Here is a 25,077-nt window from a genome sequence, read left to right as displayed (position 1 = left end):
GACTGCATGACGAGGCCACCTCCGACCCGCTAAGACTCCGACCCGCTAAGACTGGATGAAACGACGATGCATCGGTACAGGTCCCACACCTGCGGCGAGCTCCGCTCCTCTGACGTCGGCACCGACGTCCGGCTGAGCGGCTGGCTGCACAATCGCCGAGACCTGGGCGGCATCCTCTTCATCGATCTCCGTGACCACTACGGACTGGTCCAGCTCGTCGCCCGGCCCGGCACCGCCGCCAACGAGGAGCTGTCCAGGCTCACCAAGGAGACCGTCGTCCGGATCGACGGCACGGTCTCCGCGCGCGGTGCGGAGAACGTCAACCCGGAGCTGCCGACCGGCGAGATCGAGATCGAGGTCTCCGAGGTCGAGATCCTTGGCGCGGCGGGCCCGCTGCCGTTCACGGTCAACGCCGAGGACGGCGTCAACGAGGAGCGGCGCCTGGAGTACCGCTTCCTCGATCTGCGCCGTGAGCGCATGCACCGCAACATCATGCTGCGTACGGCCGTGATCTCGGCGATCCGGCACAAGATGACCGCGCTCGGCTTCAACGAGATGGCCACCCCGATCCTCACCGCGACCTCTCCCGAGGGCGCCCGTGACTTCGTGGTGCCCTCCCGGCTCAACCCGGGCAGGTTCTACGCGCTGCCGCAGGCGCCGCAGCAGTTCAAGCAGCTCCTGATGATCTCGGGCTTCGACCGCTACTTCCAGATCGCGCCGTGCTTCCGCGACGAGGACGCCCGCGCCGACCGCTCGCCCGGCGAGTTCTACCAGCTCGATGTCGAGATGAGCTTTGTCGAGCAGGAGGATGTCTTCCGCCCGATCGAGAAGCTGATGACCGAGCTGTTCGAGGAGTTCGGCGGCGGCCGTCATGTCACCTCGCCGTTCCCGAGGATCCCGTTCCGCGAGTCGATGCTGAAGTACGGCAACGACAAGCCGGATCTGCGGGCCCAGCTGGAGCTGGCCGACATCTCGGACGTCTTCGAGGGCTCCGAGTTCAAGGCGTTCGCGGACAAGCACGTACGCGCGCTGCCGGTCCCGGACACCGCCGGGCAGCCGCGGAAGTTCTTCGACGGGCTCGGCGAGTTCGCCGTCGAGCACGGCGCGAAGGGCCTGGCCTGGGTGCGGGTCGGCGAGGACGGCGCGCTGAGCGGCCCGATCGCCAAGTTCCTCACCGAGGAGAACGTCAAGGTCCTCACCGAGCGTCTCGCTCTCGTGCCCGGCCATGCCGTCTTCTTCGGCGCGGGCGAGTACGACGAGGTCTCCAAGATCATGAGCGCGGTCCGCGTCGAGGCGGCCAAGCGGTCCGGGCACTTCGAGGAGGGCGTCTTCCGGTTCTGCTGGATCGTCGACTTCCCGATGTACGAGAAGGACGAGGAGACCGGGAAGATCGACTTCTCGCACAACCCGTTCTCGATGCCTCAGGGCGGGCTGGCCGATCTGGAGACCAAGGACCCGCTGGACATCCTCGCCTGGCAGTACGACATCGTCTGCAACGGCATCGAGCTCTCCTCCGGCGCGATCAGGAACCATGAGCCCGAGGTCATGATCAAGGCCTTCGAGATCGCCGGTTACGACCGCGAGACCGTCGAGCACGAGTTCGCCGGCATGCTCCGTGCCTTCCGTCTCGGTGCGCCGCCGCACGGCGGGATCGCGCCGGGCGTGGACCGTATCGTCATGCTGCTGGCCGACGAGCCGAACATCCGCGAGACGATCGCCTTCCCGCTCAACGGCAACGCCCAGGACCTGATGATGGGCGCGCCGACGGAGCTGGCGGAGTCGCGTCTGCGGGAGCTGAACATCGCGCTGCGCAAGCCGGTCGCCAAGTCCGGCGAGTAGCCCGGCAGGTAGCACAGCAAGGGGGGAGGCCCGGGACCATTCGGTTCCGGGCCTCTCCTTCTTGTCCGGGCGGCTTCTCTTCCCGATGCAACCCGATCGGTGCGCCGGCGCGTTTCACAGGCGTGGGAAACCGAACAGGACGGCGGGGGCGCGACGATGGATCCGGGCGAGGGCGACTTCGAGGCGTTCGTCGCCGCCCGGGGACCGCGACTGCTGCGGGTGGCGTGGCTGCTGACCGGCGACGCGTATCTGGCGGAGGATCTGCTCCAGAGCACCCTGGCGAAGGTGTGGCCGAAGTGGTCGCGTATCTCCGGGGACCGGCCGGAGGCGTATGTGCGCAAGGCGCTGGTACATCTGCACGCGTCCTGGTGGCGGCGGCGGTGGCGCGGCGAGCTGCCGTACGGAGAGCTGCCGGAGACGGCCGGGACCGTCGACGCGTACGCGCATGTCGACCTGGAGCAGTCGCTCGCCGCCGCTGTACGGGCGCTGCCCGTGCGGCAGCGCGCGGTGGTCGTGCTGCGGTACTTCGAGGATCTGAGCGTCGAGGACACCGCCGAGACCTTGGGCTGTTCTCCGGGCACCGTGAAGAGCCAGTCGGCGCGGGCGCTGCGTTCCCTGCGGGCGGCGCTGCCCGCGTCGGTGGCGGGCGGTGAGCGCCTTGGGTGAGCCGACGCGCGAGCCCGGCGCCGACGCCGGGGCCGTACACGAGCACGAGCACGAGGACGAGCAGGAGCTGCGGATCCTGCTGGAACGGGCCGTGCCCAGGCTGCCCGCTCCGGAGGAGCGGCTGAGCCGTGTACGGGAGCGGGTCCGCCGGGCGCGGCGCCGACGCCGTACGGGAGGAGCCGCCGCGGCGGCTGTGACCGGGCTCATGCTGGCCGGAACGTTCCTTCCTGGTGCCCTGCGCGGCGGCCCCGAGTCGCTGCCGCCCGCAGCACCAGGGCCCTCGGTGACCGAACGGCGGGATCTGACCGCGAGCCAGGGCTCCACCGAAAGCCCGGACCGGGCACCGAGCCGGAGGCCGCCCGCGCCCGGATCTCTGTTCCGGTTCGAGCATGTGGCCGGTCTGACCTTGCAGCTGCCCGAGAACTGGCAGGCGGTGGACATGCCCGACGACGGCAAGCTCAAGCTGGCGGCCCGGGGCTACGCCTCGTCCGAGCCGCTGACCGTATACAGAGCGGGACAGCCCTGCCCTATGAGGACGAAGGACGCCTGCCTGCCGCTCAAGGCGCTCGCCCGCGGCGGCGCCCTGCTCACTCTCACGCCCATGAGCGGGATGGACATGTCGGGCAAGATCCAGCGGCCTCCGGAGCTGTACGCGTCCGTCGAACCGTCCGAGGCCTGCCGCGCTCTTCGCGGCACCAGCGAGTACGCCGGTCTGCTCGGCGGTACGCCCGCTCCCGTCACGGCCGTAGCCGTCACTCTCTGTGTCTCCGGCGACGCGCCGGGAACCGTCGAGGACGTCAGGGCGATGGTCACCGGCGCAGACTTCGGCAAGGGAACCGTGACGACTCCCCCGGCTGCTCCGCCGCCGACGGCAACCGCCGAGCGTCCCCTGAACGAGAAATGAAAGAGGCCCGCCTATGTCCGTCCGCTCTCTCCGTCCCGCGCGCAGCGGACCGCGGCCGGTAGCCGCGCGGTCCGTGGCCGCGTTGCCGATTGCCGCGTTGCCGGTCGTCGCGCTGCTGGTCACCGGCCTGCTGCTCACCGGCTGTGCGGGCACCGCGGACACCGCCGACAACGTCGGCTCCGCGCCGGGCGGGACGGCCGCGCCGGGCGGGACGGCCACGGAGAGCAAGGACACCGCCGGCACCACCGGCACCACCGGCTCCGCGGGCACCACCGGCTCCGCGGGCAGCACGGGCCGGTCCGCGCCCGAGGCGCAGACCGTCGAGCCGCAGGAGATCTCCGGCCTCGGTCCCGAGACCCGCGCCCAGATTCCTCAGACGGCCAATCAGGCCGTGGTGGTGCGAGGTGACGACATGGACTCGGACCGGTCCGTCGTCACGGTCTACGAGCGGGACCCGGTCACCGGCTGGCGGCGCGTCACCGACGAGTGGCCCGCGCACAACGCCCGGGAAGGCTGGACCGACGACCATGTCGAGGGAGATCTGCGTTCGCCCATCGGAGTGTTCGATCTGACCGACGCGGGCGGCAAACTGCCCGATCCGGGCTCGAAGCTCCCGTACGACCGAGGGCGCGCCTTCGAGGCGGAGGGCACCGGTTTCGAGGGCGAGTCGCTCGAAGGGACCTTCGACTATGTGGTCGCGATCAACTACAACCGGGTGCCCGGTACCACTCCGCTCGACTGGACCCGGCCGCTCGGCCAGGAGAAGGGCGGCGGTATCTGGCTCCATGTGGACCACGGCGGTCCCACCCAGGGCTGTGTCGCCCTGCCGCGCGAGCGTATGAAGGAGCTGCTGCGCACGCTCGATCCGGCGAAGCGGCCGGTGGTGGTGATGGGCGACGCGGCCTCGCTGAGCCTGTGAGCTGAGCCTGTGACGCATGGCCCATATCCATGGCTGAGGGCCCGGGAGCGACGCGTCCCGGACCCTTCGTATGCCGTGCCGTACTGCGCGACTGCGCGACTACGCGGCCGGCTCCTCGCCGCCGAAGCGCTCCTTGTACGCCGCCAGATCCTCGTCGGTGATCTTGGCGAAGAGCACCGGCGGCACCGCGAACGCCGTACCGGCCGGGACCGCCGTCAGGGACCGCGCCTCCTCGGCCGTCACCCAGCTCGCGGTGTCGTCCGTCAGCGCGAACGCCTCGCGCATGGCCCTGGCGGAGGCCGGGATGAACGGCTCGGAGACCACCGCGTACAGATGGATCAGGTTCATCGCCGTACGGAGTGTGAGCGCGGCGCCCTCCTCGTCCGTCTTGATCTCCAGCCAGGGCGCCTTCTCCTCCAGATACGAGTTGCCCGCGGACCACAGGGCGCGCAGCGCCGCCGCCGCCTTGCGGAACTGGAGCGACTCCAGCTGGCTCTCGTACTCCGCGAGCAGCCGCGCGATCTCCTGGCCGAGCTTCGCCTCCGCCTCGCCGGCCGCCTTGCCCGCGGGCACGGCGTCGCCGAAGCGCTTGCGCGAGAAGGACAGCACGCGGTTGACGAAATTGCCGAGGGTGTCGGCGAGGTCCTTGTTGACCGTCGCCGTGAAGTGCTCCCAGGAGAAGGACGTGTCGTCCGACTCGGGCGCGTTCGCGATCAGGAAATAGCGCCAGTAGTCGGCGGGCAGCAGATCCAGCGCGGCATCGGTGAAGACGCCTCGCTTCTGCGAGGTGGAGAACTTGCCGCCGTAGTAGTTCAGCCAGTTGAAGGCCTTGACGTAGTCGACCTTCTTCCAGGGCTCACGCGTGCCGAGCTCGGTGGCCGGGAACATCACCGTGTGGAACGGGACATTGTCCTTGGCCATGAACTCGGTGTAGCGGACGGTGTCGTCGGCCTCGTACCACCACGACTTCCAGTCGCGGATCTCGCCGTCCGCGGCGGCGTCCGCCCACTCCTTCGTCGCGCCGATGTACTCGATCGGCGCGTCGAACCAGACGTAGAAGACCTTGCCCTCGGCGGCCAGCTCCGGCCAGGCGTCGGCCGGGACCGGTACGCCCCAGTCCAGGTCGCGCGTGATCGCGCGGTCGTGCAGGCCCTCGGTCAGCCACTTGCGCGCGATGGACGAGGCGAGCTGCGGCCACTCCGCGCCGTTCTCGTCGATCCAGGCCTCGACCTCGCCCGCCAGCTTCGACTGGAGCAGGAAGAGATGCTTGGTCTCGCGGATCTCCAGCTCGCTGCTGCCGCTGATCACCGAGCGCGGCTCGATCAGATCGGTCGGGTCCAGCACGCGCGTGCAGTTCTCGCACTGGTCGCCGCGCGCCCTGTCGTAACCGCAGTGCGGGCAGGTGCCGACGATATAGCGGTCCGGGAGGAAGCGGTCGTCGGCGACCGAGAAGACTTGGCGGATGGCCCGCTCCTCGATGAAGCCGTTCTCCTTCAGCCTGCGCGCGAAGTGCTGGGTGATCTCGCGGTTCTCCGCGGACGAGCTGCGGCCGAAGTAGTCGAACCTCAGCTCGAAGCCGTCATAGATCGCCTTCTGGGCGTCATGCTGCTCGGCGCAGAAGACATCGACCGGAACGCCCGCCTCCTTCGCGGCGAGCTCGGCGGGCGTGCCGTGCTCGTCGGTGGCGCAGATGTAGAGGACGTCATGGTCGCGCTGGCGGAGGTACCTGGCGTACACGTCCGCCGGGAGCATGGACCCCACCATGTTGCCCAGGTGCTTGATCCCGTTGATGTACGGAAGGGCGCTGGTGATGAGGTGTCGAGCCATTGCGGGCTGCTCCCAAGTCGCTACATGGAGTGACCGATTGGTCTACGGAATGTCAATATCGTATCCGACCGTTCGGACACGAGTCGCCCGACTTATGGGGGCGGGGCCAGGGCTGGGGCCGGCGGCAGGGAGCGCGTGGAGGCGGGTGCCGGTACGCGGAGAGCACGCGGAGAGCACGCGGAGAGCTTTGCGAAACACCCCGTGCCGTAGACAGGCCCATCCTGGGAGGAGAAGGGCATCATGCACGAGGCAGGGCACGAGGCGAGGGACGACAGCATGCGGGTACTGGTCGCCGAGGACGAGGAGGTCCTCGCCGAACTGGTGGCGACCGGACTGCGGCGCGCGGGATTCGCCGTCGACACCGTGTACAGCGGGGACGCGGCCCTCGCCTATCTCGGACTGCACGACTACGACGTCGTCGTACTCGACCGCGATCTGCCCCGGGTCCACGGCGACGACGTCGCGCGCAAGCTGGTCGCCGAGTCGTCCCGTACGCGCATTCTGATGCTCACCGCGTCCGCGTCCATGGAGGACCGCGTCGAAGGGCTCGACCTGGGCGCCGACGACTATCTGGGCAAGCCCTTCGACTTCCCGGAGCTGGTCTCCCGGGTGCGTGCCCTGCGGCGGCGCAGCGCCAGGCCCGTACCGCCGCTGCTGGAGCGGCACGGCGTACGGCTCGACTCCGTACGGCGGACGGCCTCGCGGGACGGGCGGGCGCTGGATCTCTCGCCCAAGGAGTTCTCGGTGCTCCAGATCCTGCTGGAGGCGGACGGCGCGCCGGTCTCGGCCGAGGAGCTGCTGGAGCGGGCCTGGGACGCGCACGCGGATCCGTTCACCGGAGCGGTACGCGTCTGTCTGAGCAAGCTACGGGCCAAACTCGGCGAACCTCCTCTCATCCGCACGGTCCAGGGTGTGGGATACGCGCTGTGATGGGATACGCGCTGTGAAGACGACCGCGCTCCAGCTGGCTCCTCGCTCCACCATCCGTACGCGGATAGCGCTGGTGTACGGCGGTGTCTTCGTCGTCCTCGGCGGCTGTCTGCTCACCGTCGTCAATCTGCTCGCCGGCGCGGGCACCCAGAACGAGGCGCAGGAGATGGTCGCCCGGGTGGTTCCCGCCCAGGTGGCGCCCGCGCTGCCGGTCACCTCGGTGCGCGGACTGATCAGCGAGCAGCGGATCGCGCCCATCACCGTCTACCGGCTCACCGACAATGTCACCGACGCGGCCTCGGACGAGATGCTCTTCTGGTCGGTCGCCGCGCTGCTGGTGATGGCGGCGTGCGCGGTGGTGGTCGGCTGGTGGACGGCGGGACGGGTGCTGCGGCCGGTGCACACGATGACGGCGAAGGCCCGCCGGCTCTCCGAGCACAATCTCCACGAGCGGATCGGCGCGAGCGGTCCCGACGACGAGCTGAAGGAGCTCGGCGACACGCTGGACGCGCTGCTGGCGCGGCTGGAGAAGGCCTTCGACAGCCAGCGCCGGTTCATCGCCAACGCCTCGCACGAGCTGCGGACGCCGCTGGCGACGCAGCGGACCGCGATCCAGGTCGGTCTCGACGACATGTGCACGCCGGACGAACTGGCCCGTACGAAGCAGACGTTGCTGGACAACAACCGGCGCAGCGAACAGCTCATCGAAGGGCTGCTGGTGCTGGCGCGCAGCGAGCGCGAGGTGGACGACCAGGAGCTGGTCGATCTGGGCGAGGCGGTGACGGAGGAGGCGGCGCGCTTCGGCCTGGACGGAGCCGTGTCGGTGGCCGGCGCCGAGATCGTACGCGGAAACCGGCTGCTGCTCGGTCAGCTCGTGGGCAATCTGCTGGCCAACGCGGTGACGTACAACGTGCCCGACGGGACGGTGGACGTCGAGGTCAGCGGCACGGCGCTGGTGGTGCGGAACACCGGGCCCGTGGTGGCGGAGGACGACATCCCGGCGCTGTTCGAACCGTTCCGGCGCGGTGAGGGCCGTGACCGGATGGGCCGTGGCGCGGGGCTCGGTCTGTCCATCGTGCGCTCGATCGCGGTGGCGCACGGCGGGAAGGTCACGGCGGCGCCGGGCGGCGCGGGCGGCGGTCTCGCGGTCACCGTGACGCTGCCGCCGGCCGCGTCGGGATGACGCGGGCCGACGGCAGCGGGGTTTGCTTCGCTTCGTCCTGGTTTGCGGCGGGTCAGTTTGCGCGGGAGGCCTGCCAGGCGCTGAGCACCGCACCGTAGAACGTGGCGTCCGGCAGCTCGGCCGGAACGGGGCCCATGTGCAGGAAGCCGACGTTCGCGGTGGCCGCGTCCGCGCCGAGCCTGCGCGCGAAGTCGAAGCCCTTGGCGTCCTCCTCGCCGAATGCCACGATCTGCCAGAAGAGCGGCAGCCCGGCGGCGTCGGCGAAGGCCTGCTCGGCGGCGCGTACGGCGTTGGGCGCGCCGTCCGTCTGGAAGATCACCAGCGCGGGCCCGGTGGAACCGGACTTCTCGTGGAGCGCCACGACCTCTTCGACCGCGAAGTGGTAGTGCGTACGTCCCATCCGGCCGAGAGAGCCGTGCAGTTCGTCGACCTTGCCCTCGTACGAGCCGAGGGCGATCTCGCCGGTCCCGTCGATCTCGGTGGAGAAGAACACGACGGGCACGGTCGCGCTGCCGTCCAGATGCGCGGAGAGCGCGAGCGCCTGCTCACCGAGGTGCTGGGCGCTGCCGTCCTTGTAGTACGGCCGCATGGACCCGGACCGGTCCAGAACCAGATACACGGTGGCCCGCTCACCGCCGAGCCCAAGCTTCTTGAGCGCGGCCCCGGCGGCCTTGTAGCGCTGGACAAGTCCAGGAGCAAGGGACTTGACGCGAGCGAGGGAGAGAGCGGCCGACTTGTCGCCGTCGGCGGCGGCAGCGAGGACGGGCTCTGACGTGTCGTCGGCGTCGGCCGCGAGTACGGGCTCGGTGTCGGCCGTGGCCGGAACGTCGGCCTCCGGCACGGGCGTTGCGATGGGCTCGGCGTCGGCCGCCGGCTCCGCCTCGGCTGTGAGTACGGCCTCTGGCTCCGGTACGGCCGGAACCTCGGCTTCCGGCACAGTCGTTGCCACGGGCACGGAGACGGGCGCCGGTGCCTCGGGCTCAGCCGCGAGCGCGGGCTGCGGCTCGGCTACGGCCGGAACTTCCGCCTCCGGCACGGGCGTTGCCACGGCCTCGGCGGGCGCCGTCTCCGGCTCGGCCTCGGCCGTGAGTACGGCCTCCGGCTCGGGTACGGCCGGTACGTCGGCGTCCGGTAGCGGCGCCCCGGTGGGCGCGAGCGCGGGCTCGGTCTCGGCTACGGCCGGAACTTCGGCCTCCGGGGCGGGCGTTGCCTCGGGCTCGGGAGCCGATGCCTCGGTCTCAGCCGCGAGCGCGGGCTCCGGCTCTGCCACGGCCGTGACTTCCGCCTCCGGCGCGGGCGTAACCACGGGCTCGGGCTCGGTTTCTGGCTCTGGTACGGCCGTTACCTCCGCCTCGGCCTGAACCTCCGCCTCCGGCACGGGCGTTGCCACGGGCTCGGGCACGAGAGCCGGTGCCTCGGCTGCGAGCGCGGGCTCCGGGGTCCGTGCCTCTGGGATCGGGTCCGGTTCTGTGGAGGTTTGGGCCGGGACCGTTGCCGCGAGGGCGGGCTCCTCGGGGTCGGGCGTGTGGGCGCGGGAGATCTGGGGCGGCACGCTCAGGTCCGGTTCCGGCGCGCGCGGGTTGTCGAAGGCCGCGGCCACCAGGTCCGCCGCCGCTGCCTCCGCCGACGGTGCCGGCTCCGGCGCCGGCACGGTCGCGCCCTTGTCGGCCGCCGCTCCCGCTGCCGCCGTCACCTCGGCCGCTTCCGTCGGCTCCGTACCGGCGGTCTGCGACGGCACCGAGGCCGCCGGCTCGTTACGCTCCTCCGCACGGTCGCGTCCGAACACCTTGCGCAGCAAGCTCCGAATGCCCATGGGCGAGGCCTTTCAGATCAGTTGGGTGCGGTGTCCGCCACCGGGGACAAAGGCGCATCCCTGGCCAGGGCGGATACGTAAGGTTAGCGGCCACCTCGAAGATCCACGGCCGGGGCGGCCTCCGCGGGCCGCACGGGCCCCACGTATGGGGGAGAACGTGCGGGAGGACGGCACCGGCATCCCGTATCCCACCGGCACCCCACCCGCACCCGGCGCGCCATTACTCTCTCCCGACCACCCGGCCGTTCCGCGTTCATGTTTCGTTCACCGTGCCGCCGCCGCCATGCTGGCCGTTCCACCTACCGTCACGGCCGAGACATCCCGACAGCCTGTCGGCCATGTCGGCGCGGGGCGCGCCGAATCACCACATCCACCGGAGGCGAAAGTGCGCAAACTGCTGCCGTTGCTGAACTCACACCCGGGCGGGCGTTCCGCCCTGACCTGCCGTTACCGCTGCGGCGACGCGTGTTTCCACGAGGTCCCCAACAAGAGTGACAACGAGTACGCCGGCGACATCATCGCCGGTGCCCTGTCAAGACGTTCGATGGTGCGCGCCGCCGCCGTCGTGACCGTCGCCGCCGCCGCGGGCACCGCGGTCGTCGTCGGTGGTCCCGGTGATTCCGTCGCCTCCGCGACGCCGCTGAGCGGCGGCGGCAAGGGCCACGGCCACACGCCCACCCCGGACGGCGCCCGCGGCCTCCGCTTCACTCCCGTCGCGCCCAATGTCGCCGACCAGGTGACGATTCCCGCAGGACACAGCCAGAGCGTGCTCATCCGCTGGGGCGACCCGATCCTGCGCGGTGCGCCGGCCTTCAACCCGGACAGGCAGACCGCCAAGGCCCAGGCCGGCCAGTTCGGTTACAACAACGACTTCCTCAGCCTGCTGCCGCTGAAGGGCGAGCGCGGCCGTCAGGTCCTCGTGGCCAACCACGAGTACACCGACGAGATCCTGATGTTCAAGGGCTACAGCGCCGCCGCGCCGACCCGCGAGCAGGTCGAGATCGCGTGGGCCGCCCACGGCATCTCCGTCGTCGTGGTCGAGGAGGACCGCAAGAGCGGCAAGCTCACCGCCGTCACCCGCCACGAGCTGAACCGCCGTCTCACCGTCACCAGCGAGTTCCAGCTCACCGGCCCGGCCGCGGGCAGCGAGCTCCTGCGCACCTCCGCCGACCGTACGGGCAGCAAGGTCCTCGGCACGCTCAACAACTGCGCCGGCGGCACCACTCCCTGGGGCACCACGCTCCACGGCGAGGAGAACTTCAACCAGTACTTCGCCAACGGCTCCAGCCCCACCGATCTGCGGTACGGCATCGCCACCGGCGCCACCGAGCGCAAGTGGGAGCTGTTCGACAAGCGCTTCGACCTCAAGCAGGAGCCCAACGAGGCCCACCGCCACGGCTGGGTGGTCGAGCTCGACCCGTACGACCCGGACTCCACGCCCAAGAAGCGCACCGCCCTCGGCCGCTTCAAGCACGAGGCCGCGCAGCCGCGCCTGACCGCCGACGGCCGTCCGGTCGTCTACATGGGCGACGACGAGCGCTTCGACTACCTCTACAAGTTCGTCTCGTCGAAGCAGATGAAGAAGGGCAGCAGCCGCGCCGCCCACCAGCACAATCTGACGCTGCTGGACGAGGGCACGCTGTACGTTGCCAAGCTGACCGGCGACAGCCCGGCGGGCGAGATCGACGGCACGGGCAAGCTCCCGAACGACGGCGAGTTCGACGGTTCCGGCGTGTGGATCCCGCTGGCCACCGGCGATGTCTCGCACGTCCCGGGCATGACCGCCGACGAGGTGTACATCTTCACGCGCCTCGCGGGCGACAAGGTCGGCGCCACCAAGATGGACCGTCCCGAGGACGTCGAGCCGTCGCCGCGCACCGGCCGTGTCTATGTCGCGCTGACGAACAACACCGACCGCGGCAAGGCCGGCAAGGCGGGCCCGGACGAGGCCAACCCGCGTAACGCCAACAAGCACGGCCACATCCTGGAGCTGGCGGAGAACTGGGACGACCCGGCGGGCGACGGCTTCGCCTGGCGGCTCTTCCTGGTCGCGGGCGACCCGAAGGACCCGGCCACCTACTTCGCGGGCTTCCCCAAGGAGAAGGTCAGCCCCATCTCCTGCCCGGACAACGTCGCCTTCGACGCGCACGGCAACCTGTGGATCTCGACGGACGGCAACGCGCTCGGCACGCACGACGGTCTCTTCGGTGTCGCGACGCAGGGCGAGCGGCGCGGTGAGCTGAAGCAGTTCCTGACCATGCCGAACGGTGCCGAGACCTGTGGCCCGATCGTCCAGGACCGCCGTGTCCTGGTGGCCGTGCAGCACCCGGGCGAGATCGACGGCGCGACCGTCGAGAAGCCCGCGAGCGCGTGGCCGGACGGACCGGGCAAGATCGTCCGCCCGTCGGTCGTGGTCGTCTGGCGCAAGGACGGCGGCGACATCGGCGTCTGACCGGACCTCGGCGCCCGACCGACGCCCGCCTGTACGTACCGTACGGCCGCTGAGCCGCACGGCCCCAGCTCTACGGGCCCTTGAACCGTACGGGCCCCAGCCCTACGGCCCTTGAGCCGTACGGCCTCTGAACCCATCCGGCAAGTCGCGGGGTGGCGCCGTCTCGGACCGGCGTCACCCCGCTTGCCGTTTCGTGGGCCGCATTCGTGGGCCGCAAGAGCCGTCCATACGGCGGTAGGGCGCCTACTCTCGATGTATGGGTATGGCTTCTGTGGCTTCTGAGGTACCGGGTGAGGGGACGAGCGGCGGGACCGGCGGGACCGTACGGGTCGACAGCTGGATCTGGTCCGTACGGCTTACCAAGACGCGCTCCCAGGCGGCTGCCGCCTGCCGGGCGGGCCATGTACGGGTCAACGGCGAGCGGGTCAAGCCCGCGTACTCCGTCAAGGCGGGCGACGAGATCCGGCTGCGGCACGCGGGACGCGAGCGGATCGTGGTGGTGTCACGGACCGTACGGAAGCGGGTGGGCGCACCGGTGGCGGTGGAGTGCTACGTGGACAACAGCCCGCCGCCTCCGCCGCGCGAGTTGGCGGTGCCCGTGGCCCTGCGTGACCGTGGCACGGGCCGGCCGACGAAGCGCGAGCGCAGGGATATGGACCGGCTGCACGGGCACTGAGTGGCACCGGGGTTGGGGCCGGGCGGGCTTGGCTCCGGTCGGCGCGCGCCGGGCTGCGGGAGGTTCGTGGACCGCAGATGAATTTCTGGGGGCCCGTTCCCGTAACGCCCGTTGCTCCCAAGGCCGTTGTGGGGTTCGTCCAACTTTCCGGTCCGACTCCTTTGAGTCATCACCGTTGCACGGAAAGTAAAATCCGTACTTCAGGGAAAGTCCTTCCCATGAACCTCGACGGTGAGCAGCTCGACCAGTACGACCATCGCAACCGGCGCGACCAGCACCTGACGTTCCGCCTTCCCAGCCACCCGCGCAGTGTGGGCCGCGCACGCGAGGCTCTGCACGCGCACTTCGACCTGCCGGAGGAGCCGGGCGAGACCGCCGCCCTCCTTTTGTCGGAACTCGTCACCAATGCGCTGCGCCATGGCAGCCCGCCCGGCCGGGAGATCGCCGTCACCCTGCGTCGCGGGGACGGACTGCTGAGGGTGGAGGTCGAGGACGCCGGGGATCTGCTGCCCAGGCCACGCGATCCGGGCCTGGACGACGAGTGCGGGCGTGGGCTCGCGCTGGTCGCCGCGCTGGCGGACGACTGGGGAGTGGCGCCCAGGCAAGGGCCCGGGAAGCGGGTCTGGCTGACGCTCAAAGTGCCCGATCGGTGAGGATCGGTGAGCCGGAACCACGCGCGGGCGCGGCGGAGGAGAGACGGTCGGGGGTACGGGGGCGGGGTGCGGGGCGGAAGCGGTCGCAGGGCAGTGACGGTCGGGGGTACGAGGGGCGGAGGCGGTCACGGGTGCGGCCTGTCAGCCCTGGTATCCCTCGACCTCGCTCGGCGGACGGACCGCCGCCTCGTCCGGATTCTCGCCGAACTCCGATTTCGCGCGGCGCTGGCGCAGCAGATCCCAGCACTGGTCGAGCTGTACCTCGACGGCGCGCAGCCGCTCCTGTTCCTCGCCGCCGAGCCCGAGGTCCCGCGCCGAGCGGTCGCGCAGGGAGCGCTCCTCGGCGACGAGGGAGCCGATGGTGTCGAGGATCTTGTCGTTCTTGTCCTTCTTGCCGTTTCTGCCGCCGGCGTTCATATTCCGATCCTCCCGCCGTATCCGGCCTCTCGCACCTTCGCGGTCACCTTCGCGGTCACCGTCGCGCGGGCGCGTGCAGATCGAGTCCGACGAGCAGCGCCCGGTGGTCCGTGTCCGCCAGATCGAGGAAGCGGGCCCGCCGTACGGAGAAGTCCTTGCTGATCAGTACATGGTCGATCTGCGCGCCCAGCGGCCTGGGAACGGCGGCGGGCCAGGACGGCGTACGGCCCGCGCCCGCCAGAGCGGCGCTGTCCCGCAGCTCGCCGCCGTCGAGGACGGCCCGGAAGGCGGCGTGGTCCCGGGTGGCGTTGAAGTCGCCCGCCAGGATGAGCGGAGCGTCCCGGTGCGCGGTGGCGTACGTACGGATACGGTCCAGCTCCCGGCGCCACGCGTCGACGCCGCCCGGGACGGGCGGCAGCGGATGGACGAGCTGGAGCCGGACCGTACGGCCTCCGACGACGGCCTCCGAACCGGGCATGGAGAGCGTGCCCTCGATGCCGTCCGTATCGGTGAGCGGGAGGACGGACAGGATCGCCGAGCCCTCGGCCTGACCGGCCTTGACGACATGGCGGTACGGATAGTCCGCACGCGGAATACGGGCGTTGAGGAGCTGGGCGCAGATGTACTCGCACTCCTGGACGAAGACCACGTCCGGCTGCTCGCGGCGGACCGTCTCGATCAGCCCGAGCGTCGCCTGCCCGAACTCGACGTTGGAGGTGAGCACTTCAAGATGCGCGACGACCGGGCGTTCCGTTCCCGTTCCCGTCTCCGTGGCGGTGGCGGTGGCGGTGGTGGCAGTGGCGGCCTGTGGCCCGTACGGCAGTCCGTACCGTCCCGCCACGGCCAGCACCACCAGTGCCCAGACCAGCCCGCCGCGCCAGCGGAGCAGAACGGCGAACACCGCGGCCACCCCGATGGGCACGAGCGACCAGGGCAGAAACGCGAGAAGCTGCGGGACGGGAGTGACACCGTCGACGCCGATCACGCGGCAGCCGACGAGTGCGGTGGCGGCGGCGAGGGACAGGCCCGTTGCCCAGATCAGCAGCCGTTCATGGGCGGGACGTGCGGTGGGCGGAGGCTGGTCGTGGAGCGGGTCGCGTACGGCGGTTCTGCTGCTCGCGGTGTCCAAGGGTCCGGCCTCTCGCTCGCTCTCGCACGCACGACATCACGCCTCAGCGTACGTACGGACACGTACGCACGCTGAGTTCGCGGGGTTCGAGGTTCGAGGGGTTCGAGAGTGGGTTGTTGACGCCCTGTCCGGATCCGGCTGCCGAGTTGCCGAGTCTAGAACCGGTTGCCGGTTCCGGTTCCGGTCCCGGCTCCTGTACCGGCTCCTGTCCCGGTGTGGGCACCGGTACCGGTTCCGCCCGCGCCCGCTCCCGATGACGGCGGCGCGCCGAACGGTCCGCGGTCCGTGGCCAGCGCCCAGATCACCCACGCGGCCAGGGCCATGCCCACGACCGCCCAGACGGGCTGGTACGGCAGATACATGAACTGCGAGACGAGGATCAGCGCGGCGACCGCTATACCGGCGTACCGCGCCGGCCGGATACGCATCAGAATCGCCAGTCCCACGAGGGCGACCAGGATTCCGAGGGCTATGTGCAGCCAGCCCCATGAACTGAGGTTGAACCCGTAGGCGTAGCCGGACACGCTGTGGAGGATCCGGTCCCTTCTGACCGCGGCCGCGCCTTGAAGAATGGCTGTCGCTCCCATGACCACCATCAACACACCGGCGAAGAAACTACCGCCGACGGCGTAGGCGGCCCTTCTTTCCGTATGAGCGCCGGTTCCCGCGCCGTATCCGGTGCCGGTCCCCGCGCCCGTGCCCATTCCAGTGCCTGTGCCTGTGCCCATGCCCGTGGTGGGGGGCCTCTGTGTCGTGTTCTGGCTCATAACCCCATGCTGCCCCAAATGGAGCAAAAGAGACATTTGGGTGAGGGTGATCGGTATAAAGATTCAGTAAAGCCCGGAAAGTCCCAGCGAGCGGCGGCAGTGAGGCGATGGCAGTGAGGCGATGGCAGGGAGGCGGCGGCAGCGAGCGGCGGCCACACCGCGCCGGACACGTAGCTCGCCGAACGCGGTCATGGTGGGTCACGGCCGGTCAGGAGTCCCCGCGCCCACCGGTACTGGCGTACGCCCTGGCGGAACCGGCGGTGCTCGTCGTCGGCGGCCCATGAGCCAGGCGAGTGCGGCCAGGGCGAGTCCGGTCGCGAGGACCCACCAGGCCGTCGTACGGAGGGAGGCGGTGAGCGCGTCGTAGATGGCCGCGGCGGCCGAGCGGTCACCGTTGTCCGGCAGATTTCCCAGACTGGTCGCGCGGGCCACCGCCACGACCACGGCCAGCACCACCGCGCCCGCCGCGAACGCGAGACCGGTGCCGATCAGCGCCCTGCGACGGCGTACGGCGAGCAGCAGGGCCGCCGCGGCGAGCACGAGCGTCGCCGCGGCCGGCCGGACACCGGCCGCCTTGAGCCCGCGGGCCACATCGCGCCAGACGCCGAGACCGTTGGCCTTCAGCACGGTGATCTCGCTGTGCCGTACCGGGATCCGGTCGGCGTACGGCACCCGGTCGGCCATCAACTGCCGTTTCACCTGTTCGGTGACGGGCGCCAGATCGATGGTGACGGCATCGCCGCGCCCGCTGGCGAGGACCTGTTGCGCGGTGGTGTGCGCGGCACGGGCCGCCGTCGTCCACGCGTTCTTGAAGGCCGCGGAGGTGGAGAAGGACAGCACGGCCTCGTGCAGCAGCTCGCGTACGCCCGACTGGAGCGGGCCCACGTCGATCTGTGTCATGACCTGGTCGGTCACCCGGTCGGCGACGGCGCCCTGCACGGCCGGGTCGGAGGCGAGCGGCGTCATCGTCGAGACGAAGCGGCCCGTGTCGCCGATCTCCAGATCGGCCCAGGCCGCGATCGCGCTCAACGGGGTCAGGACCGCGAGCAGGACGATCAGCGCCGTGGAGAGATAGCTCCGCACTCCTCAAGGGAACGCGGCGCGGGCGCCGGGCGCGAGCCATGCGCCGCCGACCTGGTGAGCGCCGCGGTTGACGGGTACGGCGGGCAGGTGTGCGCTGGAGAGGCGGGGGGACGGAAGGAGCGCCCTGCCATGGCCACTCAGGTACCCACGCGGCCGACGCGCCGCCATGTCTCCCCACTGGAACGGCTGGAACGGTTCCATCTCTCTCCGCCCAGCCTGGGAATACCGCTTCTGCTGGGCACCATCTACGGCGCCTACGCCGCGTACATCGCCCGCGGCGGCGGCCCGGCCACCTACGGACAGCTCGCCCTGGCCCTGATATCCGGCGCGCTCCTCGCCCTGCTGATCATCGGCCTCCTCCGCTTCCAGCACTCCCTGATGCGCGAACTACGCGCCGCGGCCTGGGGCACCCTGGTCGGCTGCGCCATGGGCTTCCTGTACAGCCTCACCGGCCACAGCGTCCTCCTGTCCTCGGGCATCGGCCTCGCGCTCGCCGTGGGCACGGTCATCATCACGTTCTACGCGTTTTATATGCACGAGCCCTGAGCCCTGAGCTATGCGGGAGCCCTGAACATGCACGAGCCCTGAACGGCTCTTCTCTGTCCGCGCCGTGGGCCTCAGGCGTCGAAGTCGTACTCGAGTACGTACGACGCGGAGTCGAGCGTCATCTCGTTGACCTCCACGGGGCGTTCCTCGTCGGCGAATGCCGTCCGGCAGATCAGCATGACGGGTGTGCCCGGCGACAGGCTCAGTCGGTTCGCCTCGTCCTGGGACGGCATGCGGGAACGGACTTCCTCCCTGAAGTGCACCGGCCGGTGGCCGAGTTCCGCGAGGCGGGCATAGATTCCGCCCGGACCGGTGTCCTCACGCGTGATGGCCGAACCGGCGACGAGGTCTGCGGGCAGGAAGCTCGTGGCCAGCAGGACCGGCTTGCCTTCCAGGACGAACCGTCGGTTCCGTACGCACACCGCATCGCCCGGAGCGATGCCCAGCAGACGCGCGACCCGCTCCGGCGCGGGCTCCTCGGCCACATCGACCTGGTCGACGACCAGAGTCCGGTCCTCCACGTCCGTGGACCAGACCGAACGCCCGGCGCCCCACCGCTCGTGCGACAGCCGCTCGATCCCGCGCCGCCTCAACGGCCGGAACGACCGTACGAACACACCGGCCCCCTTGCGGGACTCGGCGATCCCCTCGCTCTGCAGAACCCCCAGCGCCTGGCGCGCGGTCATCCGCGCCACGCCGTGGATGGCCATGAGCTCGTTCTCCCCGGGCAACCGAGCCCCCGGCCCGTACTCACCCGCCCCGATCGCCTCCCGGAGCGTGTCGGCGATGCGCTGATACTTCGGCCGACTGTCGCCGCCGCCCTTGGTGGCCATACGTAAGCCCTCCTCCCGCTTCTCTAGACACCCTAGGTGACCAAGGAGGGGTCGCATCTCGGGCGTACGTCCGGAGATCGCAAACCTCTCTAGACATGGCGATTGACATCTCTAGAGAAGTTCGGCTTCACTGGAGATGTCTAGAGAGGTTTTCTGTCTCACGACCAAGCTCACGACCAAGGGAGTCGCCCCATGTCATCCACTTCCGCGACCACCGGGCCGCACCGCTTGCTGCCGGTGCCTTACATCACCGCATGGAGCGCGGAGCGGGCGCCGGCCGTGCGCGTTGTCGCGAAAGGCAGAGGCATCGGTTACGCGGATGAGCGGCCGTACGACAGGGACACGGACGGCGTGCTGTGGACCCGTGCTCCGTCGCTGCCGGGCAAGGGCCGGCCTCAGTTCGGCAGGGTCCATGTCCTGCGGCAGCGGCGGGCCATGGGGGAACTGCTCTGTCAGATCTGTGCCGGGCCCGCCGACCGCAACGCGGACGGCGTGCTGTGGCTCCTCGGTGAGGATCCCGACGACAGGCGGTCCTGGCCCGGTGATCTCACCACGACCCACCCCCCGCTCTGCCTGCCGTGCGCCTCGACGTCCGTCCGGGTCTGCCCTCATCTGCGCAAGCGGTGTGTGGCGCTGCGGGTCACGGATTTCGGCTTGGCGGGGGTGCAGGGGGCGCTCTACGGGCCCGGGTATCCGGCTCCGGTTCTGGTGGACGCGGCGGGCGTGGCGTTCGGGGATCCGCGGATTCACTGGGTTCGTGCCGGGCAACTCATCATGCGGTTGCTTGAATTCACGGTCATCGACCTCGAAGCGGTGTGCGTGGATGGCGGTTGACTCTGTGGACGGGGTGTCAGCCGAGGTTTTTGAGGAGTTGCTCGAAGGGGACTATGTCGTCCAAGTCGTCGTCCAGGTCCTTCAGGTTGTCCAGGTCCTCGGCCGCGGAGTGCGCGGCGTATGTCTCGGGCGGTTCCGTGGCTTCTTCCTGTGTCGGTGTGACCGTTGCCAGGAGGTGGGCGAAGGCGGTGCTTGCGTGGGTTATGCGGGTCGGGAGGCCGCCTGCGTGGGTGTCGGCGGCTGTGCCCCAGTCGTCCGTGGCCGCGAAGACCGCCGTGGGCGAGGTCAGCGCGTGCAGGTAGGTGAAGAGTGGGCGCAGGGCGTGTTCCAGTACCAGGGAGTGGCGCGCGGTGCCGCCGGTCGCGGCGAGCAGTACGGGCGTTCCGGTGAGCGCGTCCGGTTCGACCAGGTCGAAGAACGACTTGAACAGTCCGCTGTACGAGGCGGCGAAGACCGGCGTCACCGCGATCAGCCCGTCCGCGCCGGTCACCCGGTCCAGCGCCGCGCCCAGCGCGGTCGACGGAAAGCCGGTGACCAGGTTGTTCGCGATGTCGACGGCCAGCTCGCGCAGTTCCACGACCTCGACCTCCACCTTGCGGTCGGCGGCGGCCAGTTCGCGCGCGGTCGCCTCCGCCAGCCGGTCGGCCAGCAGCCGGCTGGACGACGGCTTGCTCAGCCCGGCAGAGACGGCGACGAGCCTCAGCGCCTCCATGGTCAGACCTCCTTGGCGGTGTTGGCGGTGTCGTCGGTGCGGTCGGTGCGGTCGGCTCCGGCGACGGTGACGGCGTGGGCCGCGACCGTCGGGTGCACCGGGCCGTCCGGGACTCCGGCCGCCCGCAGGCTCGCGAACTCCTTGCGCAGTACGGGTACGACCTCCTCGCCCAGCAGGTCGAGCTGCTCCAGCACGGTCTTCAGCGGCAGGCCCGCGTGGTCCATCAGGAAGAGCTGGCGCTGATAGTCGCCGAAGGAGTCACGGAAGGACAGCGTCTTCTCGATGACCTCCTGCGGGCTGCCGACGACCAGCGGAGTCTGCTCGGTGAACTCCTCCAGCGACGGGCCGTGCCCGTACACCGGCGCGTTGTCGAAGTACGGCCGGAACTCCCGTACCGCGTCCTGCGAGTTCTTCCGCATGAACGCCTGGCCGCCGAGGCCGACGATCGCCTGCTCCGGAGTGCCGTGCCCGTAGTGGGCGTAGCGCTTGCGGTACAGCCGGATCAGCTTCTGGAAGTGCTCCTTGGGCCAGAAGATGTTGTTGGCGAAGAAGCCGTCTCCGTAGTAGGCGGCCTGTTCGGCGATCTCGGGCGAGCGGATCGAGCCGTGCCAGACGAACGGCGGAGTGCCGTCCAGCGGGCGAGGCGTCGAGGTGAAGCCCTGGAGAGGCGTACGGAACTTGCCCTCCCAGTCCACGACGTCCTCGCGCCACAGCTTGTGCAGCAGCGCGTACTTCTCGATCGCGAGCGGGATGCCCTGGCGGATGTCCTCACCGAACCACGGATAGACCGGACCGGTGTTGCCGCGCCCCATCATCAGATCGACGCGCCCGTCGGCCAGGTGCTGGAGCATCGCGAAGTCCTCGGCGATCTTCACCGGGTCGTTGGTGGTGATCAGCGTGGTGGAGGTGGAGAGGATCAGCCGCTCGGTGGTGGCGGCGATATGGCCGAGCATCGTGGTGGGCGAGGACGGGACGAAGGGCGGGTTGTGGTGCTCGCCCGTGGCGAAGACGTCGAGCCCGACCTCCTCGGCCTTCCGCGCGATGGTGACCATCGCCTTGATCCGCTCGTGCTCGGTCGGCGTACGTCCCGTGGTCGGGTCGGCCGTGACATCTCCGACGGTGAAGATCCCGAACTGCATCGCGCTCACGCCTCTCGCTTTCGCGTCGTCTCTCGAAGGTGGTGTTGGTTGAATCTTAAACTGCCACCGTCAACGACGATCCACCACCCTCTATTCCGCCCTGGTCGGGGCGTGACAAGCGGGGGACGGGAGGGGACTGGGTTGCGCAAGCGGGGAGGGGCCGAGGGTGAGGGCGAGGATGTACGCGGGCGGGCCGACGCGGTCACTTCATGGGCCGGTCGTGGTGCGGTCTTGGGTCGGTCGTGGGCCGGAAACGGCCGCCCCCGGCGGCGCGGCGGGCATGCCCGTACGCTGGTGTCGGCGGCGGCCGTGTTTGTGCCGTGTGTCCGCGTGCGCCCGGCGGGAGGTCTGTGGATGAGCGACAGCGACGACGAGAGCTGGAAGGAGCGCGGAGTGGCCCTCCGCGTCTTCTTCTACATCTTCGGGACGCACCTGTTCGCCGGGTTCATCTGGCTGCTTTTCTACGTCGGTGAGCACGCCCAGAAATGACGTCGCCGAACCCGTTCAGCATGCTCGGCAAGTGAAGGCCGCTTCTGTCGGTCCTGTCGTGGTGCCGCGCCGGGGGCTCTTCGGGCTCTTCGTCGCGGCCGGCGGCGTGTGCGCGGGCGGCCAGTGCCGCCGCGCGGCTCTGGAGCAGACGGATCACCGTGAATCCCACCGCGATCAGGCCCAGGATCACCACCACGCTGATCCAGTTGCTCATGACGCGCTCGCCTCCTCCCGTCCAACGTACTCCCGCGAAAGTGGTGCGGCTGTTCAGGGAGGCTCGGTACCGTCGCATACGACGATTAGGTTAGGCTCGCCTAAGTATCGGGCCGAATCGGGGGTACTCGGCCGTTCCGACCCTGTGGGGGGACCATGCCGACATCGGCCCTGCCGACATCGAACGGCGCGATGACGCACCCGGCCTCGCGCGTGCTGCCGCTGCCGGCCACTGCCCCGAACCCGCTCGGAGAGGGCTGACCGCCACGCCGTAGCGCCGCCGCAGCCCGTCGCCCCGCGCCCGCCCCGCGCGCCGCCGCGTTCCAACAAGTTGGCCGGTGGTGCGACCCGTCCCGCAGGCGTTTGGCAAGTGCCCACTCCATCCGGACCATTCAGTCTGTTCGTTCCGTTCCGTTCCGACCGTCGCACCCCCCACCCCGAGGTAGAGCAAGCCGTGTCCGTCCCGTTCCCGCCCTCCGCCGTGTCCCGGTCCGCCGATCCGGCCGACTTACCGCCCGCGTCGGAGGGCGTGTCAGAGGAGGAGAGGTCTTGCCGTGTCACCCGGTCCGGTGAACTGGCCGTACAGCGCATACCACTTGCCTGGGTGAAGGCCGCGCCCGAACCGGGCCGGCTCTGTCCGGGCCGGTTTCTTCGTACGGCCCATATGGGCTGCTACGGCCGGGAGTTCGCGATGCGCCGCGCGTTCGTCCGTCGGCTGTGAGCTGACCGAGCGGTTCGGCGCGTGCCCGTCCCGGCAGTTCGGCGCGCCCGTCCCTCCCAACCGCCCTCCTCGCCTTTCTCCTCCTCGTCGTTCCTCCCGAGACTCCGGAGCCGTGTCATGACCGTGCCCCCCACCACCCGGCCCGCCGCCAACGGGCGCCCCGCCTCCGCCGTCGACGCGAGCGCCATCCTGCGGCGGCAGCGCGCCCGGGAATCCTCCGCCCGTACGTACGCCCGTTCCTTCCCGATCGTTCCCGTCCGCGCCAAGGGCCTGACGATCGAAGGGACCGACGGCCGCCGCTATCTCGACTGCCTCTCCGGCGCCGGAACGCTCGCGCTCGGCCACAACCACCCGGTCGTACTGGAGGCCATCCGCCGTACGGTCGACAGCGGCGCGCCGCTCCATGTCCTCGACCTCGCGACGCCGGAGAAGGACGACTTCACCGACGCGCTCTTCGCCACCCTGCCGAGCGCCTTCGCCGACCGCGCGCGGATCCACTTCTGCGGACCGGCCGGTACGGACGCGGTGGAGGCGGCGCTGAAGCTGACGCAGACGGCGACCGGGCGGAGCGGGCTGCTCGCGTTCACCGGCGCGTACCACGGGATGACGGCGGGAGCGCTCGCGGCGACCGGCAGTGTCGCGGTCAAGGAGCGGGTGGCGGGCGGCGGCGCGGAGGTGACGCGGCTGCCGTATCCGTACGCGTACCGCTGCCCGTTCGGGATCGGCGGCGAGCGCGGGGCCGAGCTGTCGGCGACGTATACGGAACGGCTGCTCGACGATCCGGCGGGCGGTGTCGTACCGCCCGCCGCGATGATCCTCGAAGCGGTCCAGGGCGAGGGCGGCGCGGTGTCGGCGCCGGACGGCTGGCTGCGCGAGATGCGGCGGATCACGGCGGAGCGGGAGATTCCGCTGATCGTGGACGAGGTACAGACGGGCGTCGGCCGCACCGGCGCGTTCTGGGCGGTCGAACACAGCGGGATCGTGCCGGACGCGATGGTGCTGTCGAAGGCGATCGGCGGGAGTCTGCCGCTGGCGGTGATCGTGTACGACGAGAAGTACGACGGCTGGCTGCCGGGCGCCCACACCGGGACGTTCCGCGGGAACACGCTGGCGATGGCCACGGGCGCGGCGACGCTGCGGTACGTGGCACGGGAGGGCCTGGTGGAGCGGGCGGCGACGGTGGGCGCGCGGATGATGGCGCGGCTGGAAGGGCTGCGCTCGGAGCTGCCGGTGATCGGTGACGTACGGGGACGTGGTCTGATGATCGGCATCGAACTGGTCGACCCGGAGGGACCGTTGGACTCCTGCGGCGCCCGTCCGGTCGCGCCGGAACTGGCGGAACGGGTTCGCGCGGCGTGCCTCGACCGCGGCCTGATCGTCGAACTGGGCGGACGGTTCGGCTCCACGGTACGGCTGTTGCCGCCGCTCGTGATCACGGACGAACAGACGGAGGCGGTGCTTGAGCGCCTGGCGGACGCGATGGAGGCGGCGTCGGGGACTGTGCCGGGGACCGGGTCTGCGCCGGTGCCGGCGCCGGTGCAGCGAGGCAGGCGCTCGTGACGACGGACGTGTCGGGTCCGGGCGGTGCGGGCGGTCCGGACGGTGCGGACGGTGCGGACGTTCCGGGCGGTGCCGTCGGCGTCGGTGATACGGCCCTGTCGGGCGGAGTCGACGGCGCCGAGGCACTGGGCCCGCTCCTGGACACGGTCCTGAACGCCCTGACCGAGGGCGCGCGCCGAAGAGGCGGACCGATCGCGCCGGGCCGGCCGGGGGAGCTGGCGGAGGCGGTGGCGGAAGCGTTCGGCTGGTCTTTCCCCCACCCCGCCCCTTCCCGTAACCAGGGGCTCCGCCCCTGGACCCCGCTCCCACAGGCCGGAACGGCACCGCCGACACCGGAGGGAGCCGACACGGAACCCCAGGGGCCTGAGGGCCCGGGCCTCGTGCCGGACCGTGCCGCCGCCCCGGTGCCCACGGGAGACGGAGAGTTGGCCTCTCCAGGCAGTGCCGACGCCCCGGCGTCGCCGGGAACCGGGCCCGGGCCCGAAGGGGCCGTTCTCCAGGGCGGGACCCTTGCCCCCGCACCACCGGGAACTACTCCGGCTTCGCCGGAGCCATGGGCCGGGCGCCCCGGAACGGCGCCGGGCGGTGCCGGTGCGGAGCCCCCTGGCTCTGCTGACCCGGTCCCGGCTGACCCGGTCCCGGCGGGGTCGGGGGCCGAAGGACCCGGCATCGTTCCGGGCGGTGCCCGGGTTCCTGTGCCGGACGGCCCCGCTGTCCCCGGAACGGCGCCAGGTGGCGCCGTTCCGGAGTCTTCGGGGTCCGCTGTCCCGGT

The 25,077-nt window shown here is 70.6% G+C and carries 24 protein-coding genes; 14 read left to right on the top strand and 10 right to left on the bottom strand.

Annotated elements, in window-relative coordinates:
- The first annotated feature begins 66 nt into the window (after nucleotides 1-66).
- From aspS to ACFV6H_RS22175, 4 genes are all read left to right on the top strand, one after another.
- Complete coding sequence (aspS, locus tag ACFV6H_RS22190) at nucleotides 67-1,839, top strand: aspartate--tRNA ligase (RefSeq protein ID WP_385544750.1); 1,773 nt, start codon at nucleotides 67-69, stop codon at nucleotides 1,837-1,839.
- 156 nt (nucleotides 1,840-1,995) lie between these two features.
- Nucleotides 1,996-2,505 carry a SigE family RNA polymerase sigma factor gene (locus ACFV6H_RS22185; protein WP_384784344.1) on the top strand — a complete coding sequence of 170 codons (510 nt, stop codon included), beginning with the start codon at nucleotides 1,996-1,998 and terminating at the stop codon, nucleotides 2,503-2,505.
- Nucleotides 2,498-3,409, top strand: coding sequence for a hypothetical protein (locus ACFV6H_RS22180; RefSeq protein ID WP_385544747.1), 912 nt, complete (start codon nucleotides 2,498-2,500; stop codon nucleotides 3,407-3,409). Before ACFV6H_RS22185 ends, ACFV6H_RS22180 begins: the two co-directional genes overlap by 8 nt.
- Before the next feature lie 13 nt (nucleotides 3,410-3,422).
- Nucleotides 3,423-4,328, top strand: coding sequence for a L,D-transpeptidase family protein (locus ACFV6H_RS22175; protein WP_385544744.1), 906 nt, complete (start codon nucleotides 3,423-3,425; stop codon nucleotides 4,326-4,328).
- Between the two features lie 99 nt (nucleotides 4,329-4,427).
- On the opposite strand, the gene metG is transcribed toward ACFV6H_RS22175, so the two are convergent.
- Nucleotides 4,428-6,155 carry a methionine--tRNA ligase gene (gene metG / locus ACFV6H_RS22170; protein WP_385544741.1) on the bottom strand — a complete coding sequence of 576 codons (1,728 nt, stop codon included), beginning with the start codon at nucleotides 6,153-6,155 and terminating at the stop codon, nucleotides 4,428-4,430.
- A gap of 276 nt (nucleotides 6,156-6,431) precedes the next feature.
- On the opposite strand from metG, the gene ACFV6H_RS22165 reads away from it, so the two are divergent.
- A complete protein-coding gene (locus ACFV6H_RS22165) occupies nucleotides 6,432-7,085 on the top strand; it encodes a response regulator transcription factor (protein ID WP_202449718.1) in 654 nt (217 codons plus the stop codon).
- Nucleotides 7,086-7,098: 13 nt separating this feature from the next.
- Nucleotides 7,099-8,268 (top strand): sensor histidine kinase, encoded by a 1,170-nt coding sequence (locus ACFV6H_RS22160; protein WP_384979208.1) that lies wholly within the window; start codon nucleotides 7,099-7,101, stop codon nucleotides 8,266-8,268.
- Between the two features lie 52 nt (nucleotides 8,269-8,320).
- Here the strand turns inward: ACFV6H_RS22160 and ACFV6H_RS22155 are convergent, their stop codons facing one another.
- Nucleotides 8,321-10,081, bottom strand: coding sequence for a VWA domain-containing protein (locus tag ACFV6H_RS22155; RefSeq protein ID WP_385544737.1), 1,761 nt, complete (start codon nucleotides 10,079-10,081; stop codon nucleotides 8,321-8,323).
- Between the two features lie 385 nt (nucleotides 10,082-10,466).
- On the opposite strand from ACFV6H_RS22155, the gene ACFV6H_RS22150 reads away from it, so the two are divergent.
- The 3 genes from ACFV6H_RS22150 (at nucleotide 10,467) to ACFV6H_RS22140 (ending at nucleotide 13,862) form a co-directional block, all read left to right on the top strand.
- Complete coding sequence (locus ACFV6H_RS22150) at nucleotides 10,467-12,533, top strand: PhoX family protein (protein ID WP_385544734.1); 2,067 nt, start codon at nucleotides 10,467-10,469, stop codon at nucleotides 12,531-12,533.
- 262 nt (nucleotides 12,534-12,795) lie between these two features.
- Nucleotides 12,796-13,209 carry an RNA-binding S4 domain-containing protein gene (locus tag ACFV6H_RS22145; protein WP_385545069.1) on the top strand — a complete coding sequence of 138 codons (414 nt, stop codon included), beginning with the start codon at nucleotides 12,796-12,798 and terminating at the stop codon, nucleotides 13,207-13,209.
- 218 nt (nucleotides 13,210-13,427) lie between these two features.
- Complete coding sequence (locus ACFV6H_RS22140; RefSeq protein WP_093603096.1) at nucleotides 13,428-13,862, top strand: ATP-binding protein; 435 nt, start codon at nucleotides 13,428-13,430, stop codon at nucleotides 13,860-13,862.
- 141 nt (nucleotides 13,863-14,003) lie between these two features.
- On the opposite strand, the gene ACFV6H_RS22135 is transcribed toward ACFV6H_RS22140, so the two are convergent.
- The 4 genes from ACFV6H_RS22135 to ACFV6H_RS22120 form a co-directional block, all read right to left on the bottom strand.
- Nucleotides 14,004-14,279 carry a DUF2630 family protein gene (locus tag ACFV6H_RS22135; protein WP_093603098.1) on the bottom strand — a complete coding sequence of 92 codons (276 nt, stop codon included), beginning with the start codon at nucleotides 14,277-14,279 and terminating at the stop codon, nucleotides 14,004-14,006.
- Nucleotides 14,280-14,334: 55 nt separating this feature from the next.
- On the bottom strand, nucleotides 14,335-15,408 hold the full coding sequence (locus tag ACFV6H_RS22130) for an endonuclease/exonuclease/phosphatase family protein (RefSeq protein WP_385544729.1): 1,074 nt from the start codon (nucleotides 15,406-15,408) through the stop codon (nucleotides 14,335-14,337).
- A gap of 155 nt (nucleotides 15,409-15,563) precedes the next feature.
- Entirely contained in the window at nucleotides 15,564-16,175 is a 612-nt protein-coding gene (locus ACFV6H_RS22125) for a hypothetical protein (protein WP_385544726.1), read from the bottom strand.
- 198 nt (nucleotides 16,176-16,373) lie between these two features.
- Nucleotides 16,374-17,258 carry a hypothetical protein gene (locus ACFV6H_RS22120; protein ID WP_385544723.1) on the bottom strand — a complete coding sequence of 295 codons (885 nt, stop codon included), beginning with the start codon at nucleotides 17,256-17,258 and terminating at the stop codon, nucleotides 16,374-16,376.
- A gap of 129 nt (nucleotides 17,259-17,387) precedes the next feature.
- Here ACFV6H_RS22120 and ACFV6H_RS22115 point away from each other — a divergent pair, with 129 nt between their 5' ends.
- On the top strand, nucleotides 17,388-17,804 hold the full coding sequence (locus ACFV6H_RS22115) for a hypothetical protein (RefSeq protein WP_385544720.1): 417 nt from the start codon (nucleotides 17,388-17,390) through the stop codon (nucleotides 17,802-17,804).
- A gap of 71 nt (nucleotides 17,805-17,875) precedes the next feature.
- On the opposite strand, the gene ACFV6H_RS22110 is transcribed toward ACFV6H_RS22115, so the two are convergent.
- Nucleotides 17,876-18,637 carry a GntR family transcriptional regulator gene (locus ACFV6H_RS22110; RefSeq protein ID WP_384979185.1) on the bottom strand — a complete coding sequence of 254 codons (762 nt, stop codon included), beginning with the start codon at nucleotides 18,635-18,637 and terminating at the stop codon, nucleotides 17,876-17,878.
- A gap of 192 nt (nucleotides 18,638-18,829) precedes the next feature.
- Between ACFV6H_RS22110 and ACFV6H_RS22105 the strand changes: the two genes are divergently transcribed.
- Nucleotides 18,830-19,471, top strand: coding sequence for a hypothetical protein (locus ACFV6H_RS22105; protein ID WP_385544717.1), 642 nt, complete (start codon nucleotides 18,830-18,832; stop codon nucleotides 19,469-19,471).
- A gap of 16 nt (nucleotides 19,472-19,487) precedes the next feature.
- On the opposite strand, the gene ACFV6H_RS22100 is transcribed toward ACFV6H_RS22105, so the two are convergent.
- Nucleotides 19,488-20,183 carry a CE1759 family FMN reductase gene (locus ACFV6H_RS22100; protein WP_385544714.1) on the bottom strand — a complete coding sequence of 232 codons (696 nt, stop codon included), beginning with the start codon at nucleotides 20,181-20,183 and terminating at the stop codon, nucleotides 19,488-19,490.
- A gap of 2 nt (nucleotides 20,184-20,185) precedes the next feature.
- The gene (locus ACFV6H_RS22095; protein WP_385545066.1) at nucleotides 20,186-21,322 is read right to left on the bottom strand and encodes an LLM class flavin-dependent oxidoreductase; all 1,137 of its coding nucleotides are present in this window, start codon (nucleotides 21,320-21,322) and stop codon (nucleotides 20,186-20,188) included.
- Nucleotides 21,323-21,676: 354 nt separating this feature from the next.
- Here ACFV6H_RS22095 and ACFV6H_RS22090 point away from each other — a divergent pair, with 354 nt between their 5' ends.
- Entirely contained in the window at nucleotides 21,677-21,811 is a 135-nt protein-coding gene (locus ACFV6H_RS22090) for a DUF6126 family protein (protein WP_384784310.1), read from the top strand.
- On the opposite strand, the gene ACFV6H_RS22085 is transcribed toward ACFV6H_RS22090, so the two are convergent.
- Nucleotides 21,768-22,025: a hypothetical protein gene (locus ACFV6H_RS22085; RefSeq protein ID WP_384979173.1), complete on the bottom strand. Its 258-nt coding sequence runs from the start codon at nucleotides 22,023-22,025 to the stop codon at nucleotides 21,768-21,770. The genes ACFV6H_RS22090 and ACFV6H_RS22085 overlap by 44 nt on opposite strands.
- 453 nt (nucleotides 22,026-22,478) lie before the next feature.
- Between ACFV6H_RS22085 and ACFV6H_RS22080 the strand changes: the two genes are divergently transcribed.
- Both ACFV6H_RS22080 and ACFV6H_RS22075 read left to right on the top strand, forming a co-directional pair.
- On the top strand, nucleotides 22,479-22,745 hold the full coding sequence (locus ACFV6H_RS22080; protein ID WP_385544710.1) for a hypothetical protein: 267 nt from the start codon (nucleotides 22,479-22,481) through the stop codon (nucleotides 22,743-22,745).
- A gap of 117 nt (nucleotides 22,746-22,862) precedes the next feature.
- Nucleotides 22,863-24,305, top strand: a complete 1,443-nt coding sequence (locus ACFV6H_RS22075; RefSeq protein ID WP_385544707.1) for a diaminobutyrate--2-oxoglutarate transaminase — start codon at nucleotides 22,863-22,865, stop codon at nucleotides 24,303-24,305.
- The last annotated feature ends 772 nt before the right edge of the window (nucleotides 24,306-25,077 follow it).

Origin of the sequence: Streptomyces sp. NPDC059743 (assembly GCF_042732975.1) — a bacterium.
Lineage (GTDB): Bacteria > Actinomycetota > Actinomycetes > Streptomycetales > Streptomycetaceae > Streptomyces.
The sequence above is the reverse complement of the archived record's forward strand: the minus strand, read 5'-3'. Positions and strand labels throughout refer to the sequence as shown.